The organism is Sandarakinorhabdus cyanobacteriorum, assembly GCF_002251755.1.
GTDB lineage: Bacteria > Pseudomonadota > Alphaproteobacteria > Sphingomonadales > Sphingomonadaceae > Sandarakinorhabdus > Sandarakinorhabdus cyanobacteriorum.
In genome coordinates this window covers 1-15327 of sequence record NZ_NOXT01000115.1, presented here as the reverse complement: position 1 = coordinate 15327, position 15327 = coordinate 1, and the positions used below count along the sequence as shown (strand labels likewise).

Annotated in this window: 20 protein-coding genes; 9 read left to right on the top strand and 11 right to left on the bottom strand. The window is 67.5% G+C overall.

The window, feature by feature from the left end; genetic code table 11:
* Positions 1–11: 11 nt before the first annotated feature.
* Together CHU93_RS11130 and hrcA are read right to left on the bottom strand one after the other, a co-directional pair.
* Entirely contained in the window at positions 12–545 is a 534-nt protein-coding gene (locus CHU93_RS11130; RefSeq protein WP_094474114.1) for a nucleotide exchange factor GrpE, read from the bottom strand.
* The gene (hrcA, locus tag CHU93_RS11125; RefSeq protein ID WP_094474113.1) at positions 542–1582 is read right to left on the bottom strand and encodes a heat-inducible transcriptional repressor HrcA; all 1041 of its coding nucleotides are present in this window, start codon (positions 1580–1582) and stop codon (positions 542–544) included. The genes CHU93_RS11130 and hrcA overlap by 4 nt, the downstream gene beginning before the upstream one ends.
* 103 nt (positions 1583–1685) lie before the next feature.
* Between hrcA and rph the strand changes: the two genes are divergently transcribed.
* The 3 genes from rph to hemW all read left to right on the top strand — a co-directional run bounded on the left by rph (position 1686) and on the right by hemW (position 4251).
* Positions 1686–2402, top strand: coding sequence for a ribonuclease PH (gene rph, locus CHU93_RS11120; protein WP_086116037.1), 717 nt, complete (start codon positions 1686–1688; stop codon positions 2400–2402).
* Between the two features lie 5 nt (positions 2403–2407).
* Positions 2408–2998, top strand: coding sequence for an RdgB/HAM1 family non-canonical purine NTP pyrophosphatase (rdgB, locus tag CHU93_RS11115; protein WP_094474185.1), 591 nt, complete (start codon positions 2408–2410; stop codon positions 2996–2998).
* Between the two features lie 107 nt (positions 2999–3105).
* On the top strand, positions 3106–4251 hold the full coding sequence (gene hemW / locus CHU93_RS11110; protein ID WP_243375572.1) for a radical SAM family heme chaperone HemW: 1146 nt from the start codon (positions 3106–3108) through the stop codon (positions 4249–4251).
* Positions 4252–4371: 120 nt separating this feature from the next.
* Here hemW and CHU93_RS11105 read toward each other — a convergent pair whose 3' ends face one another.
* Positions 4372–5640: a penicillin-binding protein activator gene (locus tag CHU93_RS11105; protein ID WP_094474111.1), complete on the bottom strand. Its 1269-nt coding sequence runs from the start codon at positions 5638–5640 to the stop codon at positions 4372–4374.
* Between CHU93_RS11105 and rsmI the strand changes: the two genes are divergently transcribed.
* Genes rsmI through CHU93_RS11075 form a run of 6 tightly spaced genes read left to right on the top strand, consistent with a single transcriptional unit; the run spans position 5620 to position 9306 of the window.
* A complete protein-coding gene (gene rsmI, locus CHU93_RS11100) occupies positions 5620–6483 on the top strand; it encodes a 16S rRNA (cytidine(1402)-2'-O)-methyltransferase (protein ID WP_094474110.1) in 864 nt (287 codons plus the stop codon). The two genes, CHU93_RS11105 and rsmI, sit on opposite strands and share 21 nt — an antisense overlap.
* Complete coding sequence (locus tag CHU93_RS11095) at positions 6476–6832, top strand: YraN family protein (protein WP_094474109.1); 357 nt, start codon at positions 6476–6478, stop codon at positions 6830–6832. Before rsmI ends, CHU93_RS11095 begins: the two co-directional genes overlap by 8 nt.
* Positions 6832–7629 (top strand): transglutaminase family protein, encoded by a 798-nt coding sequence (locus CHU93_RS11090; RefSeq protein ID WP_094474108.1) that lies wholly within the window; start codon positions 6832–6834, stop codon positions 7627–7629. The genes CHU93_RS11095 and CHU93_RS11090 overlap by 1 nt, the downstream gene beginning before the upstream one ends.
* A 15-nt stretch (positions 7630–7644) precedes the next feature.
* Positions 7645–8601: a glutathione synthase gene (gene gshB, locus CHU93_RS11085; RefSeq protein WP_094474107.1), complete on the top strand. Its 957-nt coding sequence runs from the start codon at positions 7645–7647 to the stop codon at positions 8599–8601.
* 58 nt (positions 8602–8659) lie between these two features.
* A complete protein-coding gene (locus CHU93_RS11080; RefSeq protein WP_094474106.1) occupies positions 8660–8989 on the top strand; it encodes an ArsR/SmtB family transcription factor in 330 nt (109 codons plus the stop codon).
* Positions 8986–9306: a VOC family protein gene (locus CHU93_RS11075; protein ID WP_423825905.1), complete on the top strand. Its 321-nt coding sequence runs from the start codon at positions 8986–8988 to the stop codon at positions 9304–9306. Before CHU93_RS11080 ends, CHU93_RS11075 begins: the two co-directional genes overlap by 4 nt.
* 124 nt (positions 9307–9430) lie before the next feature.
* Here the strand turns inward: CHU93_RS11075 and CHU93_RS11070 are convergent, their stop codons facing one another.
* The 8 genes from CHU93_RS11070 to CHU93_RS11035 all read right to left on the bottom strand — a co-directional run bounded on the left by CHU93_RS11070 (position 9431) and on the right by CHU93_RS11035 (position 15194).
* Positions 9431–9814, bottom strand: a complete 384-nt coding sequence (locus tag CHU93_RS11070; RefSeq protein WP_133064384.1) for a hypothetical protein — start codon at positions 9812–9814, stop codon at positions 9431–9433.
* Between the two features lie 45 nt (positions 9815–9859).
* Entirely contained in the window at positions 9860–10582 is a 723-nt protein-coding gene (gene gloB / locus CHU93_RS11065) for a hydroxyacylglutathione hydrolase (protein WP_094474104.1), read from the bottom strand.
* 1 nt (position 10583) lies between these two features.
* On the bottom strand, positions 10584–11000 hold the full coding sequence (locus tag CHU93_RS11060) for a VOC family protein (protein WP_094474103.1): 417 nt from the start codon (positions 10998–11000) through the stop codon (positions 10584–10586).
* Positions 10997–11431: an acyl-CoA thioesterase gene (locus CHU93_RS11055; protein WP_094474102.1), complete on the bottom strand. Its 435-nt coding sequence runs from the start codon at positions 11429–11431 to the stop codon at positions 10997–10999. The genes CHU93_RS11060 and CHU93_RS11055 overlap by 4 nt, the downstream gene beginning before the upstream one ends.
* Entirely contained in the window at positions 11431–12231 is an 801-nt protein-coding gene (locus CHU93_RS11050; RefSeq protein WP_094474101.1) for a tetratricopeptide repeat protein, read from the bottom strand. Before CHU93_RS11050 ends, CHU93_RS11055 begins: the two co-directional genes overlap by 1 nt.
* Positions 12228–12962: an alpha/beta fold hydrolase gene (locus CHU93_RS11045; RefSeq protein WP_094474100.1), complete on the bottom strand. Its 735-nt coding sequence runs from the start codon at positions 12960–12962 to the stop codon at positions 12228–12230. Before CHU93_RS11045 ends, CHU93_RS11050 begins: the two co-directional genes overlap by 4 nt.
* Entirely contained in the window at positions 12959–13390 is a 432-nt protein-coding gene (locus CHU93_RS11040; protein WP_094474099.1) for a hypothetical protein, read from the bottom strand. Before CHU93_RS11040 ends, CHU93_RS11045 begins: the two co-directional genes overlap by 4 nt.
* Before the next feature lie 70 nt (positions 13391–13460).
* Positions 13461–15194 carry a hypothetical protein gene (locus tag CHU93_RS11035; protein ID WP_133064383.1) on the bottom strand — a complete coding sequence of 578 codons (1734 nt, stop codon included), beginning with the start codon at positions 15192–15194 and terminating at the stop codon, positions 13461–13463.
* Positions 15195–15327 lie beyond the last annotated feature (133 nt).

The following is a 15327-nucleotide window of genomic DNA, read 5'->3' as shown; positions in this document are numbered from 1 at the left end:
GCTTCCGGGCCTCAATCCGAGCTACGCGCCACGCTTACCATCGCCGGGCGCAGCAGGCGGTCGCGGATGGTCCAGCCGCTGGCCAGCTCGGCGACCACGGTGCCGGCATCAAACGCGCTCGGTACCTCGATCATCGCCTGGTGGCGGTTGGGATCAAGCGGCTCGCCGCTGGTGATCTCGATGCGGGCGATGTTCTGGCGGCCAAAGATCGCCAGCAGCTCGCGCTCGGTCGCCTCGATGCCGGTGCGCACCTGGTCAAAGCCTTCGGGCGGCAGGGCGGCGACGGCACGACGCAGATTGTCGGCCACGGCCAGCATCTCGCGGGCAAAGCCGGTGACGGCATATTGGATCGCCTCGGCCTTGTCGCGCTCCAGCCGGCGGCGGGTGTTTTCCACATCGGCCAGCGCGCGCATCACCCGGTCTTTCAGATCGGCGATTTCCTGATCCTTGGCCAGCAGCGCTTCGGCCAGATCAAGCTGGCTTTCGGGGGCATCGGCGGTCTCGCTGGTTTCGGGCTGTTCGTTGTTCTCGGTCACGTCGGTCATGATGCCAATCTGCTCAGGGTTCGGGCTGTGTAATCCACCATGGGGATGACACGCGCATAGTTCAACCGGGTCGGCCCGATAACCCCCACAACGCCGATCACCTTGCCATCATTGCCGCGATAGGGTGCGGCGATCACGCTGGAGCCGGACAGCGAGAACAGCCGGCTTTCAGCGCCAATGAAGATGCGCGTTGCCTCGGCCCCGCGCGCGCCATCCAGAAGCCGAATGAGTTCAGCCTTGTCTTCGAGATCGTCCAGCAATTGCCGCACCCGGTCCATGTCCATCTGGCCTTCGACCAGATTGGCCTGGCCGCGCACGATCAGCACCGGGCGTGCGGCGGCATCGGATGACCAGACGGCCAGCCCGGCCGACACCGCACTTTGGGTGAGGGCATCGAGCGCGGCCCGGTCGCGGGCAATTTCCGTCGAAAGCCGCTGGGCCGCTTCGCCCAGCGTCAGGCCGGCGAGCCGGGTGGTGATATAGTTGGCCGCAGCCTCCAGCGTGGCCGGCAGCACGCCGGGCGGCAGATCGAGAAGGCGGTTTTCGACACTGCCATCGGCGCCGACCAGCACCACCAGCGCGCGGGTGGGCGACAGCGGCACGAAGCTGACCTGGCGAATGATGAGCTCGCGCGCCGGCACCAGCACCAGGCCGGCACAATGGGACAGGCCCGACAGCGCCGCCGTGGTGCGGGCCAGCGCCTCCTCCATCGCCATGCCGGGGGCGAGGCCAGATTCGAGCTTGGCGCGGTCTTCGTCCGACACTTCGGCGGCCTGCATCATGCCATCGACGAACATCCTGAGACCCAGTTCGGTCGGCAGCCGCCCGGCCGACGTGTGCGGCGCGGCGAGCAGGCCCAGCTCCTCCAGATCCTGCATGACATTGCGGATGGACGCCGGCGACAGGCCGAGGCCGCCGCCCTTGGACAGGGTGCGGCTGCCCACCGGCGCGCCGGAGGCCAGATAGGCATCGACGATCTGGCGAAAAATCTCGCGCGCGCGGTCGTTCAGTTCGGTGAGCGACGGGGCCTGTTGCATGAGGGCAATTTATGCACAGCGCGGGTGCTGCGCAATGGGTGCTTCCCTTCCTTCGGCCCACGCCATATGGCCAGCTGCAACATTCAAACGAAAGGCAGTGTCCATGCGCCCCTCCGGCCGCACCCCCGATCAGATGCGATCGATCGAGATGATCCCCGGTTTTTCGGCCCATGCCGAAGGATCGTGCCTGGTGAAATTCGGCCAGACCCATGTGCTGGTGACGGCCAGCGTGGAAGAGCGGGTGCCGCCCTGGCTGCGCGGCGGCGGCAAGGGCTGGGTGACGGCCGAATATGGCATGCTGCCCCGCGCCACCCACACCCGCGGCAGCCGGGAGGCCGCCAAGGGCAAGCAATCGGGCCGCACCCAGGAAATCCAGCGCCTGATCGGCCGCTCCCTGCGCGCCGTCACTGATCTCACGCTGTTGGGTGAACGCCAGATCACGCTGGATTGCGATGTGATCCAGGCCGACGGCGGCACCCGCACCGCCGCCATTTCCGGCGCCTGGGTGGCGTTGCGGCTGGCCATCGACACCATCCACAAGGCGACCCCGCTGGCCGGTGATCCACTGGCCACCCAGGTCGCGGCGATCAGCTGCGGTGTCTACAACGGCACGCCGGTGCTCGATCTCGACTATGCCGAAGACAGCGCCGCCGGCACCGATGCCAATTTCGTGCTGACCAACAAGGCCGGCATCGTCGAGGTGCAGGGCACCGCCGAGGGCGAGCCGTTCGACGAGGAAACGCTGCTGCGCCTGCTCCGCCTCGCCCGCATCGGCTGCAACCAGGTGTTTGCGGCGCAATTGCAGGCGGTGGGCCGGTGAGGCAGCTGGCGCCGGGCAAGCTGGTGCTGGCCACGCACAATCCGGGCAAGGTGGTGGAACTGGCCGAACTGCTCGGGCCCCATGGGCTGGAGGTGGTTTCGGCCGGCAGCCTGGGCCTGCCCGAGCCGGATGAGACGGAAACGACGTTCATCGGCAACGCCCGGCTGAAGGCGTTGGCCGCCGCCACCGCCAGCGGCCTGCCGGCGATTTCCGATGACAGCGGCCTGTGTGTCGATGGTCTGGGCGGCGCGCCCGGCATTTATTCGGCGCGCTGGGCCGGGCCAGGGAAAGACTTCGCGGTGGCGATGGCGCGGGTGAATGACGAGCTGGGCGACAAATCCCGCACCGCCCATTTCATCTGCGCCCTGTGCGTCGCCTGGCCCGATGGCCACAGCGAGGTGGTGGAAGGCCGGGTGGATGGCACGCTGGTATGGCCGCCGCGCGGGGGCAATGGCTTTGGCTATGACCCGATGTTCCTGATGGACGGCCAGGCGCAGACCTATGGCGAGATGACCCGGGCCGAGAAGGAGGCCGACAACCACCGCGCGCGGGCCTTCCGGCAGCTGGTGGCGTTGCTGCCGGCGCGTCCGGCCTGACCCGCCACCATGTCCAAACCCGCTCATGCCGAGCTTGTCGAGGCACGCTCCGCACGTGGCCGGTGCCTCGACAAGCTCGGCATGAGCGGATTGTGATGGTCGCACGCATGGCCGCTCTCCCCCCCGTCGCGCTCTACGTCCACTGGCCGTTCTGCGTCACCAAATGCCCCTATTGCGATTTCAACAGCCACGTCCGCGAATCCGTGGACCAGGCGGCATGGCGCGACGCGCTGCTGGCCGATCTGGCCTTCGAGGCCGCGCGCCTGCCCGGCCGGCAACTGGCCAGCATCTTCTTCGGCGGCGGCACCCCCAGCCTGATGCCGCCCGAAACCGTGGCCGCCATCATCGCGGCGGCGCAGCGGCACTGGCCGCCCACCGACGACCTGGAAATCACGCTGGAGGCAAACCCGTCGAGCGTCGAGGCGGGGCGCTTTGCCGGCTTTGCGGCGGCCGGGGTCAACCGCCTGTCGCTGGGCGTCCAGGCGCTCGATGATGCGGCGCTGAAGCTGCTCGGTCGGCCGCATGATCTGGCCGCTGCGCTCGCCGCGCTCGACGTGGCGCAATCGACCTTTGGCCGGGTCAGCTTCGACCTCATCTATGACCGGCCGGGGATGACGCGGGAGGCCTGGGCGGCCGAACTCACCCGCGCACTCGGCTTTGGCACCACACACCTGTCGCTCTATCAACTGACGATCGAGCCGGGCACCCGCTTTGCCGCGCTGTTCGCGCGCGGCGAGTTGCTGATGCCCGATGAGGACACCAGCGCCGATCTGTTCGCCATCACCCAGGAGATGATGGCAGCGGCGGGCCTGCCGGCCTATGAAATTTCCAACCACGCGGCACCGGGGCGTGAGAGCCGGCACAATCTCACCTATTGGCGCTATGGCGATTATGCCGGCATCGGGCCGGGCGCCCATGGCCGCCGCGCGGGCGTTGCGACGCTTCGGCGAAAGAAGCCGGAAGCCTGGCTGGCCGGCGTGCGCGAGGCCGGGCACGGCATGGAAAGCGAGACGGCGCTGACCGCGACGGAGCGGGCGACCGAGGCGCTGGTGATGGGCCTCAGGCTGGCCGAAGGGCTGGACGCCGCCCGCTTTGCGGTGCGCACCGGGACGGCGCTCGCGGATGCGGTGGACATGGCCGCCGCCTACCGGCTGGCTGATCAGGGGCTGCTGGCGGTGAGCGACGCCGGCATCCGCCTGACCCGCGCCGGCTGGCCGCTGGCCAATGCCGTGCTGGCCCAGATTGCGCGCTAGACATCCTCCCCCTCTGGGGGAGGTGCCCGCAGGGCGGAGGGGGCGGCAAGGACCGCGCTTGCAGGCCCCCTCCGCCTCCCTGCGGTCGGCACCTCCCCCAGAGGGGGAGGATCTTGTGGGTCAGAAGCTCGCCGGTGCCGGCGACACGGTTCCGCTGCCGAGCTGGTCCACCTCCAGCCCGCGCTCGACGACGCCGCTGGCGGTAAAGCGGAAGGCGCCATCGATGCCGGAAAAGCCGTCGCGGGCGAGCAGGCTGGCGCGCGGGAAGGCCTGGCCATAGGGCCAGCGCGCTGCCAGCCCGTGCGCCAGCAGCACCGCATCATAGCCCAGCGAAGCCAGGCGCGAGGGGTTGCCGCCATGCTTGGCGCGATAGCGGGCAGCGAGGCTGTTGAAGCGGGCATCGGGCACGGTGGCATAGAGCGCGCCCTTCAGCGCCGGCACGGCGGCGAGGCCGGGTTCGTTGTTCCACAATTCGGTGCCCAGGATCACCACCTGCCCCGGCCCGGCGCCAAAGCGTGACAGCGGCTGCAGGAAGCGCGCAGTGGCCGCCCCCGAATCAGCCACCAGCAGCGCCTGGAACGGCACCGGCGCCAGCGCGCCGGCCACCCGCGCCACCGTGCCATCGGGGCGGATCATCGGCTTGCCGCTGGCCCGCACGCGCGCATCATAATTGGTGACCAGGCGGGCGGCGGCCAGCAGCTTGGCCGGCTCGCGGGTGTAGGGCACGACGGCGGTGGAGCGGCCACCGGCATCATTGACCGCCTTCACAAAGCTCAGCTGCGCGCGCTGACCATAGACGCCCTGCGGCACCAGCGCGGCAAAGCGCTCCACACCGCGCATCCGGGCATAGCTGACAACGCGGGCAATCGCCTGCCCCGGCTGGAAGCCCAGCACGAACACATTGCCGCCAGCCACGGCGGCATCGTTGGAGAAGGACAGGATCGGCACCGGCCGGCCGGCCACCGCCGCCTGCACCGCCGGCACCTCGCTGCCCAGCAATGGCCCCAGGATGAGGCCGGCGCCATCGGCCATGGCCCGCGCCGCTGCCTCGCCGGCGCCGGCGGCCGTGTCGTAGGTGACGAGCTGCACCTGCGGCTTGCCGAGATCGGCCATGGCCATGGCGGCGGCGTTGGCGATGGATTCGCCCAGTGCCGCATTGGCGCCCGACAGCGGCACCAGCAGCGCCACCTTGTTCAGCCGCGCCTCTGGCAGCGGCGCCGGCTTGGGCGCGACCACCGGCGGCGGTGGCGGGGCCACCACCGGAGCGGCCTTCTTGGGGGTGGAGCAGGCCGCCACCAGCAGGGCCAGGCCCAGGCTGGCGGCGCGCAAGGCTTGCCAGCCGCGCCGGTTCACGCTCTTGATGCTGTGGTGCACGATTCCAGTTCCCATCCGCCAGCCGATGCCAGCTTGCCTGCCGGCCTTTATATCGTGGCCACCCCGATCGGCAATCTGGGCGATATCAGCCCGCGCGCCCTGATGGTGCTGCGCTGCGCCAGCCGGATTGCCTGCGAAGACACGCGGGTGACCGCCAAGCTGCTCAATCATTTCGGGATCAAGGCGCGGTTGACGCCCTATCATGATCACAATGCCGCCGCCGTGCGTCCCGGCCTGATCGCCGATGCGCTGGCCGGGCCGGTGGCGCTGGTTTCGGATGCCGGCACGCCGCTGATTTCCGATCCGGGCTACAAGCTGGTGGCCGATGCCCGCGCCGCCGGGGTGAATGTGGTGGCGGTGCCCGGCCCGTCGGCGGTGATTGCCGCCCTGTCCATCGCCGGCCTGCCCACGGATCGCTTCCTCTTTGCCGGCTTCCTGCCCGCCAAGGCCGGCGCCCGCGCCAGCGCCATTGCCGAGCTGGCTGCCGTGCCGGCCACACTGGCCTTCTACGAATCGGGGCCGCGGTTGGCGGCTTGCCTGGCCGATCTGCTGGCCGGGCTGGGCAACCGGCCGGCGGCGGTGGGGCGGGAATTGACCAAGAAGTTCGAGGAGATGGTGACCGGCGACCTGGCTGACCTGGCCACACGCTGGGCCGATGCGCCGCCCAAGGGCGAGCTGGTCGTGCTGGTTGGCCCGCCGCTGCCGGCCGCCGCGCCGGAGGCTGCCGACATTGATTCGGCGCTGCGCACTGCGCTGGCCAGCCTGAGCGTCAAGGACGCCGCCCGCCAGGTGGCCGAAGCGCTGAGCCTGCCGCGCGCGCAAGTCTATGCCCGGGCGCTGGCCATCCGCCATGGCTGATCGCCGGGCGCGCGAACGCTGGGGCCGCCGGGCGGAACAGATTGCTGCCATCTGGTTGATTGCAAAGGGCTATCGCCTGCTGGCCCGGCGTGTGCAGACGCCGGGTGGGGAAATCGATCTGGTGATGCGCACCGCCGACACGCTGGTGTTTGTGGAGGTGAAGGCGCGGGCCACGCTCGACTCCGTGCTGGCGGCGTTGCATCCTGCGGCGCAGCGGCGGTGCCAGGCGGCGGCGCGCTGGCTCAGCCCCCGATTCGGCTGGCCGGGCGCAGCGATCCGGCATGATGCGGTGCTGATCCGGCCCTGGGCCCTGCCCCGGCACCTGATCGGCATCTGGCGGGACGAGTGATGATGGAACTTGCCACAATCGGGCTGATGGATGATGCGGATATCGATCTGATCGAAGCCGGCATCGCCCTGTCGCTGGCCGATCGGCCCAACGCCGATGCGCCGCGCTTGCGCCGGCTGGTGCAGGGCTGGGCCATCACGCTGCAGCGCGATCTGGCGCCGGCCACCGGCCAGGGCCGCGCCCTGCGGCTGGCTGGCCTGATCGCTGGCGAAGCGGGCCTGTCGGGCGACACCCAGGATTATGAGAATCCATTGAACGCCGATCTGGTGGCCGTGGCGACACGCGGGCGCGGCCTGCCGATCAGCCTGTCGATCCTCTATGTCGCGCTGTGCCGCCGGGTCGGCTGGCGGGCCGAGGCGCTGGCCCTGCCCGGGCATGTGCTGGTGGCGGTGCACGGCGGCGGATCGGCGGCGCTGATCGATCCCTTTGATCATGGCGCCACGGTGTCGGCCGCGCGCGCCGCCGATATCGCCCGCAGCGGCGGCAGCAGCGACATTGCCGGCCGCTTTCCGCCGATGAGCAACCGGCAGATGCTGGTGCGGCTGATATCCAACCAGGCCAGCCGGGCACGCCTGTCGGGCCAGGTGCTGCGCGCACTGACCCTGTATGAACGCATGACGATGATCGCGCCCCGCCTGTCGGCCCTGTGGTGGGAACGGGCGCAGCTGGAACAGCGCATCGGCCGCATGGCCGCCGCCCGCGCCAGCCTGACCGCGATGCTGGAAACCACCCATGATCCGGCGATGATCCAGCGCATCCGCGCCATGCTCGCCGCCCTCGCCCGTTCCGACAGCTGACAGAAAGCAACAGCCATGACCTTGCGTGTCGCGGTTCAGATGGACCCGATCGAAACCATCAACATCGGTGGTGATTCGACCTTTGCCCTGATGCTGGAAGCCCAGGCGCGCGGCGCCACGCTGGTGCATTATCTGGCCGGCGATCTTTCGGCCGAAAACGGCCGGGTGCGGGCCAAGGCGCGGCCGCTGAAGGTGATCAACCAGCCGGGTGCGCATTTCGAATGGCTGGGCGAAGCGCGCACCGTCGATCTGGCGGACGAGGCCGATGTGGTGCTGATGCGCCAGGATCCGCCGTTCGACATGGGCTATATCACCGCCACCCATTTGCTGGAGCAGATCCAGGACCGGGTGCTGGTGGTCAACGACCCGGCCGAGGTGCGCAATGCGCCGGAAAAACTGTTCGTGCTGCGCTTTCCCGATCTCATGCCGCCGACACTGGTGACCAAAAGCCTTGAGGAGGCGATGGATTTCCGCGCCCGCCACGGCGCCATCGTCGTCAAGCCGCTTTATGGCAATGCCGGCACCGCGGTGTTCCTGATCGATGAGAAGGACGGCAATCTGCCCGCACTGGTGGAATTGTTCGGCAGCGTGTGGCGCGAGCCGTTCATGGTGCAGGCCTTTTTGCCCAGCGTGGCCGACGGCGACAAGCGCATCGTGCTGGTGGATGGCGAGGCGGCCGGCGGCATCAACCGCCTGCCGAAAAAGGGCGAAATCCGCTCCAACCTCGCCGCCGGCGGCAGCGCCCAGCCCACCGACCTGACCCCGCGCGAACAGGAAATCTGTGCCCGGCTGGGGCCGGAGCTGAAACGGCGCGGGCTGATCTTTGTCGGCATCGATGTGATCGGCGGCTTCCTCACCGAAATCAACGTCACCTCCCCCACCGGCATCCGCGCCATCGACCGGTTCAACGGCACCAACACGCCGGCGCGCATCTGGGATGCGATAAAGGCGCGGCTCGACGCACGCGCCTGAACGGGCTTGACGTTTCGACAATTGTCGAATATTTCGATTCTTGTCGAAAGGAAAGCCGATGGAGTCTGCCACTGCCGTCACCGCGCTCGCCGCGCTAGCCCATGATCGCCGCCTCGCCGTGTTCCGCACGCTGGTGGTGGCTGGGGCCGACGGGCTGGCGGCCGGGCATATCGCCCAGGCGCTGGCGGTGCCGCCGTCCAGCCTTTCGCATCATCTGGGGCTGCTGGAACAGGCCGGGCTGGTGCAGGTGCGCCGGGCCGGACGCAGCCTCATCTATGCGGCGGATTTCGCCGCCATGCGGGCGCTGATCGATTTCCTCACCGAGGATTGCTGCCGGGGCCTCGCCCCGCCGGCCGAGAGCGCCTGCCAACCGGGAGCATGTCAATGAAGCGTTTGCATGTGCATGTCGGCGTGACCGATCTGGCTGAATCCATTTCCTTTTATTCGGCCCTGTTTGGCACGGGGCCGACGCTGGTGCGCGATGATTATGCCAAATGGATGCTGGATGATCCGCGCGTGAATTTTGCCATCAGCCAAGGCCATGCCACGCCGGGCATCGAGCATCTGGGCATCCAGGCCGAAACGCCCGACGAACTGGCCGAGGTGACCGGCCGGCTGAACGCGGCCGCGCGCCCGGTGCTGGCCGAAGGCGAAACCACCTGCTGTTACGCCCGGTCGGAAAAAAGCTGGACCAGCGACCCGTAGGGCGTGGTGTGGGAAGCGTTCCACACCATGGAACAGGCCCGCACCTATGGCAGCAGCCCGGCGCTGGATGCGCTGGCGGCCATGGCCCCCAACCCCGGCGGCGGTGGGTGCTGTTGAGCGGCAGTCAATCGTCCTTGCGCTCGTCCCGCTTGGCCGGCTTGGTTGGCAGGCCGGCCACGCGTTCCCAATCGCCCAGCCCGCAGGCGCCAAAATTCACCCCGCCCATGGTGAAATCCACCACCTGAACAATGTCGCCACGGCATTGGCTGCCAATCGGGCTGCTGTGCACCAGCGCCCTGCGCGGCGCCAGGCCGGGGCACATCATGGCGTTGCGCCACCAGCTGCCATCGCGCAGCCGCACATACCAATGCCGGTCGATGCCGGCCTGGGCCTGCTGGATGTTGCGGGTGGGCAGGCAATCCTTGATGGCCGATTTGGCCGCATCATCATCGGCCCGGGCCGGAACAGCCACGACCAGTGCGAACAGCAAAAGCGCGGTTCTGATCATGGCCATATCCGTGTCACACGCCCCCTTTATCGCTGCTGAACATGCTCAACCGCGGAAATTGTCCTTGGCGGCGCGGCGGCGGGCGAGTTCCTCCACGCTGCCGGCGCGCACGAACGGGTTGGTTGCCGCCTCCATCGCCAGGCTGAACGGCACGGTGGGTTCACCGCGCGCGCGCAGCCGGTCCACCGCCTCCACCCGCTTCAGCAGCGCCTGGTTCTCCGGCTCCACCGTCACGGCAAAGCGGGCGTTGGATTGCGTATATTCGTGCGCGCAATAGACCAGCGTGCGCGGCGGCAGCGCCATGAACTTGGCGAGCGCGCTGTGCATCTGTTCGGCCGTGCCTTCAAACAGACGGCCGCAGCCCATGGCAAACAGCGTGTCCCCACAGAACAGGGCGCCATCAAAGGCATAGGCATTGTGGCCGGCGGTGTGGGCGGGGCAATCGATCACCCGGCCGACATGGTTGCCGATGCGCACCTCGTCGCCTTCCGCCACGGCGCGGCTGATATGCGGGATCTTCTCGGCTTCGCCCTTCGGCCCGGTGACGATGGCACCAGTGGCCGCCACGATATCGCTGTTGCCGCCCACATGATCGGGGTGCCAGTGGGTGTTCAATATCTGGGTGATCTTCCAGCCGCGCGCTGTCGCCACTTCCAGCACCGGGCCGGCGACGGCTGGATCGATTACTGCCGTTTCCCCGGTGTCCGTATCATGTGCCAGCCAGACATAATTGTCGCTCAGCACCGGCACACCAATCACGTCCAGCATCTTACCAGCTCCCGATATTGGGCATCGAAGCCCAAGGTTCGGCCGGGGCCGGGGCGGGCCCGGCCTGCAGCAGCTCCACCGAAATTCCATCCGGCGATTTCACGAAGGCCATGCGGCCATCGCGCGGCGGCCGGTTGATCACCACACCGCCATCCATCAGGCGCTGGCAACTTTCATATATATTTTCAACGGCATAGGCGACATGGCCGAAATTGCGCCCGCCGGTGTAGCCGGCCTCGTCCCAATTGTGGGTCAGCTCGATCTGGGCGCTTTCATCGCCTGGGGCGGCGAGGAAGATCAAGCTGAACCGGCCGGCCTCATTGTCGTACCGGCGCAGTTCCTTCAGGCCCAGCAGTTCGAAAAAGCGCAGGGTTTCGGCCACATCCGAAACGCGGATCATGGTGTGGAGATATTTCATTTCAGCACCCTGCCTGCATAGGCTTCAAACAGCGCCACCACCGCATCCGGCACCGGCGTTGGCCGGCCGCGCGGTTCATCGACATGCACCGAAACCTCGATGCCGCTGGCGCGCAGATCCTCCCCGCCTTCGCCATGGATTTCAAACGCGAACGTGAGGGAGGTACGGCCAATCTTCTCGCAGCGCACGCCGATCGCCATCATCTCGTCGAGCAGCACGGGGGCGTGATAGGTCACCTCCGCCTTCACCACATGCAGTTCGGGCGCGCCCTTCAGCTGCGGTTCGGGATACAGGCCGACGGCGCGGAAATACTCGGTGATGCCGATATCGAAATATTCAAGATAGCGGCTGTTGAACACCACGGCCTGCGCGTCCACCTCGGCATAGCGGGCGCGCTGGTGCCAGACGAAACGGAAATCAGAGCGTGCCATCAGCGTGGTGTAGCAGGTGACACATCGCCCGTCAGGGGTTTTTCCGGCAGTTCCGGCGCGATGCGGCCCAGTGCCGCCGTTGCCGCGGCCCCGGCCGGCGTGCCCAGCCCGTCGGCCGCCGCCGCCTCCCACGCCTGGCGCGCCAGCTTGGTGTCGCCTTTGGCCGCCGCCAGATTGCCGGCCTCCAGCTCGACATCGGCCGATTGCGGCGCCAGATCGGCCGCCTTCACCAGCGCGACTTCGGCGGTGGCCAGATCGCCGCTGCGCCGCGCCAGCGTTGCCTTCAACAGCCAGGGCATGAAAAATTCCGGCGACAATTCGGTGGCGCGGGTGAGATCGGCCATGGCCGGGGCTGCCTGGCCCAGTTCCACCTGCACCTCGGCCCGGAAGGTGAGCAGATCCGCCTCGGCCCGGGGCGACAGCTCGCTGCCGGCCGGCCGCGCCAGGGCTCGGGTGAGGAAGCGAAGAGCATCGGCCGGCTTGCCGGCGATCATCGCGGCTTCGGCGGCCTGGCGCCACAGCGGCACCGTCTGCGGATCCCGGGCATCCTCGCTGGCCATGCCGGCCGCTTCATAGCTTTTGAGCGCCGCCTCGTGATGGCCGGCGCGCATCTGGGCCACAGCCAGGCAATGCCGCGCCGCCACGCCGCCGCCTTCCAGCCGCCAGCCGTGGGCCATCTGCAGGGCGCGGGCCGGGTCCTTGCCCGCCAGCTGGATGCAGGCGGCATAGCGGGTCGGGTCAGACGGGGCCGCCAGCGCCGGGGCGGCAGCAAAAAGGCCCACAAGCAACAGATTTTTCACAACAAGTCCTGCACGGTGGCGATAAGCATGGCGATATCGGTTTCGCGCGACAGACGATGATCGCCATCCTTGATGAGCCGCACCTGAACATCGCCGCCGGTGATGCGGGCCGCGATGTCGAGCGACAGGCGCCAGGGCACCGCATCATCGGCCATCCCGTGCAACAGCCGCACCGGCGCGGTGATGCCGATCTGGCCATCGAGCAGCAGCCGTTGCGGCGCATCGGCGATCAGGGCGCGGGAATAACGATAGGGTTCGCCATAGTCGGACGGGCGGGTGAAATAGCCTTGGCTTTCGAGCTGTCGCCGCTCCGCCTCCCCCACGGTCAGGCCCCACACGGTGAAATCCGGCGCGGCCGCAATGCCCACCAGCCCGGCCAGCCGGTCCTGCAGCGCCAGCCCGGCCAGCAGCGCGATCCAGCCGCCCATCGACGAACCCACCAGGACGACCTTGCCGGCGGGCCAGACATGGTTGATCAGCGCCAGCGCATCATCGGTCCAGCGCCCGATGCTGCCGTCCAGAAAATCGCCCCCGCTCGCCCCGCAGCCGCTGTAATCCAGCCGCAAACAGGCCCGGCCGTTGGCCCGCGCATGATCGCTGACCGCCTGCGCCTTGGCGCCGGTCATGTCGCTCATGTAACCGGGCAGGAACACGATCAGCGGACCGGTGCCCGGCCCGAAGCGGTGGGCCAGGCGCACGCCCTTGTGGTCAAGAAATCGTGGTCCGCTCATGCCAGCTGGATCGCCGGCACCACCGGTTTGACGATGGCGCCGGGGCTGGGAAGCTCGCCCATAACCGGCAATTTGCTGTCACTGTTCCACAGCCACGCCGCGATCAGCCCCAGCAGCAGCAGCAGGATCATCACCGCCCGGCGCACCGGATTGGCCGGCGACAACAGCGGCAGATCATGCACCCAGCTGTCCGGCGGCGGCATGGCATCGAACCTGATCTGCCAATCCTGTTTGTCGGTGCGGCGCAGGCACAGCCCGTCATCGCGGCGCACCCGGGCCAGGGGAATGGCGCTGATGTCGGCCTCGACATTGATCAGCAACCGCTTTTCCAGCGCCGTCACCACCACCGCCTCCCGCCGGCCATCGTTGATCAGCACGCCGGAAAGCGGGCGCTGTTTGGCGGAGCGGCGGGTGGGCGGGGCTGGCATATTCTCGTCAGTGCCAAGGGCGACCCACTTATGCAAGCCGCCTGCGGCCAACCGGCACGCACATTGATACTCATTCGGAATAGCGGTTGATCAACAGGCTGATCCGCGCCGACACCCCCAGCAACAGCAAGCCAAAGAAGCCAAGCCCCAACAGATGGGCAACATCGAACAATTCCCGCAGGGTGAACGGCAGCCACGACAGCCACGGCACCGCCACTCCGGGTTTTGCTTCCCATTCCTCGTCTGCACCGGAAGACACGGCCGGCAGCACCAGATCGCGGGCAAAGGCCAAGCTGTTGAACTCCTCACAGCGGCCTCCTGGCTTGTCACAGGCGGCCGCATCGCCCGCAGGCGCCCCCCCAATGTTCAGGTCAAGCGCCACATGGCCGCGATGACCAAACTTTGCCGAATAGGCCAATTGGGCATCGTTCAAACCGGCCGCCGGATGCAGTTCAACCTTTACCAGCTTGTGCTGCATCAGCCCGCGTTGGTTAGCATTATGGGCAATCATGGCCGTGCCCAGCAGCAGAAAAGCGGAAAGGAAGAACATCCGCACATAGCTGAAGCCATAGCGCGCACTGGCACCAATCAGTGAAAAGCCAACTTTCTCAAACAGGTGAAGCCGCCAGGACAATTGTCCCGTGCGCACTTCCAGCCGGCGTTGCTCGATGCGGTTGGCAGAAATCCAGCGCCCTTCCTCGCGCAAGGCCCGGGCGGCAATGGTATAGGGTTCGAGCGACTGATACACGGAACCGCGTGGTGACTTTGCCGGCCACTGCGCAACGGTTTGCCCATTGGGGCCGCGTGGCAGACGGCCCCGCCATCCAGCGACGCGGCCGTCCTGAACGCGGGAGTCGTTGCGTGCCAAACGTTGCAGGCGCAGCCATGACAGACCAATCGGCCGAGAATGACGCCGGAATGGCCGGGTCAGGATCGGCAGCCCCAGTTGGGCTGCCAGCAGCAAGAAAATCAAGATCGTCCAAAACAGATTGGACGCACCCACAAGCTCGTCCAAGCCGGCGAGAAAGCCCAGGCTCAAGCCCAGGAAAACCACGATGGCAAAAAAGGCGTAACCAACCCGCCTCCTGTTGCGGGGCCGTGTATCGATGGCCGGGCTGGTGCCGGGCACATAGGGCAATGGTGCCAGCGAACCGAAGCGGCCTGCCCGTTCATAGCGGAAACCAACGATATCTAGCCGGTCCAGCCGTGGCCAGGCATTGGGCATGTGGGTAAACAAAGCGGCACGGGCGTTGGCCAGATCGATCTTGGGATGTGCCCGGCGTTCGTCCAGCCATGTGTGGAGCGACCCTGCCTGGTCAGAACGGGCGCTGGCCCGCTCGGCGGCCAGCCAGTCCGCCTTCACAAGCTCGTCGTTGGCCTTGATCAGGGCGGGCGTGTGCAGCAAGACATTGTGATTGTTGTCGGGTTGTCCTGATTGGCCGGCATTGGTCAATTGGGGTGACGGATGGCCGGCGATCAGCAGTTCGCCGCCAATCCGGGCGAGCTTGGCCTCGATGCTGGGGCCGACCCCGACGACGGCGGTCTCGGCAGTGTGCACTTCGCCGCTTTCTGAAATCATCCCGCCATCAAACATCAGGTTGCAGTTGCCGGCGATCTCGGCGCCTTCCAGATTGATGCGCCCGCGCGGTCTTTTGGCTGGCCGCACTGCCACGATGTTCAGCGCGTGATCCACCGACTGAACCTCGATCTGTTTCAGCATCAGGAAATCGCCGCGGATGGTGGCGTTGCGGAAATCGGCCCCCATCAGATTTTCACAGCCGGTCATGCTGACATCATCGGTCACGGTGATGTTGCGGGCTTCGATGATGTGGCGTTTGCCAAGCCGTATGCGCTTGTCACGCAAGTCTTCGCAGACTGCTTTGCGATGAAGCGAATTGGCCCGGATTATTCACCGGCCGGGTGATTTCGGGTTGGCG

What these genes read in the sequence shown, in the direction of transcription:
- CHU93_RS11130 (WP_094474114.1), bottom strand. Translation starts at nt 545, where the DNA reads ATGACCGACGTGACCGAGAACAACGAACAGCCCGAAACCAGCGAGACC.
- hrcA (WP_094474113.1), bottom strand. Translation starts at nt 1,582, where the DNA reads ATGCAACAGGCCCCGTCGCTCACCGAACTGAACGACCGCGCGCGCGAG.
- rph (WP_086116037.1), top strand. Translation starts at nt 1,686, where the DNA reads ATGCGCCCCTCCGGCCGCACCCCCGATCAGATGCGATCGATCGAGATG.
- hemW (WP_243375572.1), top strand. Translation starts at nt 3,106, where the DNA reads ATGGCCGCTCTCCCCCCCGTCGCGCTCTACGTCCACTGGCCGTTCTGC.
- CHU93_RS11105 (WP_094474111.1), bottom strand. Translation starts at nt 5,640, where the DNA reads ATGGGAACTGGAATCGTGCACCACAGCATCAAGAGCGTGAACCGGCGC.
- CHU93_RS11095 (WP_094474109.1), top strand. Translation starts at nt 6,476, where the DNA reads ATGGCTGATCGCCGGGCGCGCGAACGCTGGGGCCGCCGGGCGGAACAG.
- CHU93_RS11090 (WP_094474108.1), top strand. Translation starts at nt 6,832, where the DNA reads ATGATGGAACTTGCCACAATCGGGCTGATGGATGATGCGGATATCGAT.
- gshB (WP_094474107.1), top strand. Translation starts at nt 7,645, where the DNA reads ATGACCTTGCGTGTCGCGGTTCAGATGGACCCGATCGAAACCATCAAC.
- CHU93_RS11080 (WP_094474106.1), top strand. Translation starts at nt 8,660, where the DNA reads ATGGAGTCTGCCACTGCCGTCACCGCGCTCGCCGCGCTAGCCCATGAT.
- CHU93_RS11075 (WP_423825905.1), top strand. Translation starts at nt 8,986, where the DNA reads ATGAAGCGTTTGCATGTGCATGTCGGCGTGACCGATCTGGCTGAATCC.
- CHU93_RS11070 (WP_133064384.1), bottom strand. Translation starts at nt 9,814, where the DNA reads ATGATCAGAACCGCGCTTTTGCTGTTCGCACTGGTCGTGGCTGTTCCG.
- gloB (WP_094474104.1), bottom strand. Translation starts at nt 10,582, where the DNA reads ATGCTGGACGTGATTGGTGTGCCGGTGCTGAGCGACAATTATGTCTGG.
- CHU93_RS11060 (WP_094474103.1), bottom strand. Translation starts at nt 11,000, where the DNA reads ATGAAATATCTCCACACCATGATCCGCGTTTCGGATGTGGCCGAAACC.
- CHU93_RS11055 (WP_094474102.1), bottom strand. Translation starts at nt 11,431, where the DNA reads ATGGCACGCTCTGATTTCCGTTTCGTCTGGCACCAGCGCGCCCGCTAT.
- CHU93_RS11045 (WP_094474100.1), bottom strand. Translation starts at nt 12,962, where the DNA reads ATGAGCGGACCACGATTTCTTGACCACAAGGGCGTGCGCCTGGCCCAC.
- CHU93_RS11040 (WP_094474099.1), bottom strand. Translation starts at nt 13,390, where the DNA reads ATGCCAGCCCCGCCCACCCGCCGCTCCGCCAAACAGCGCCCGCTTTCC.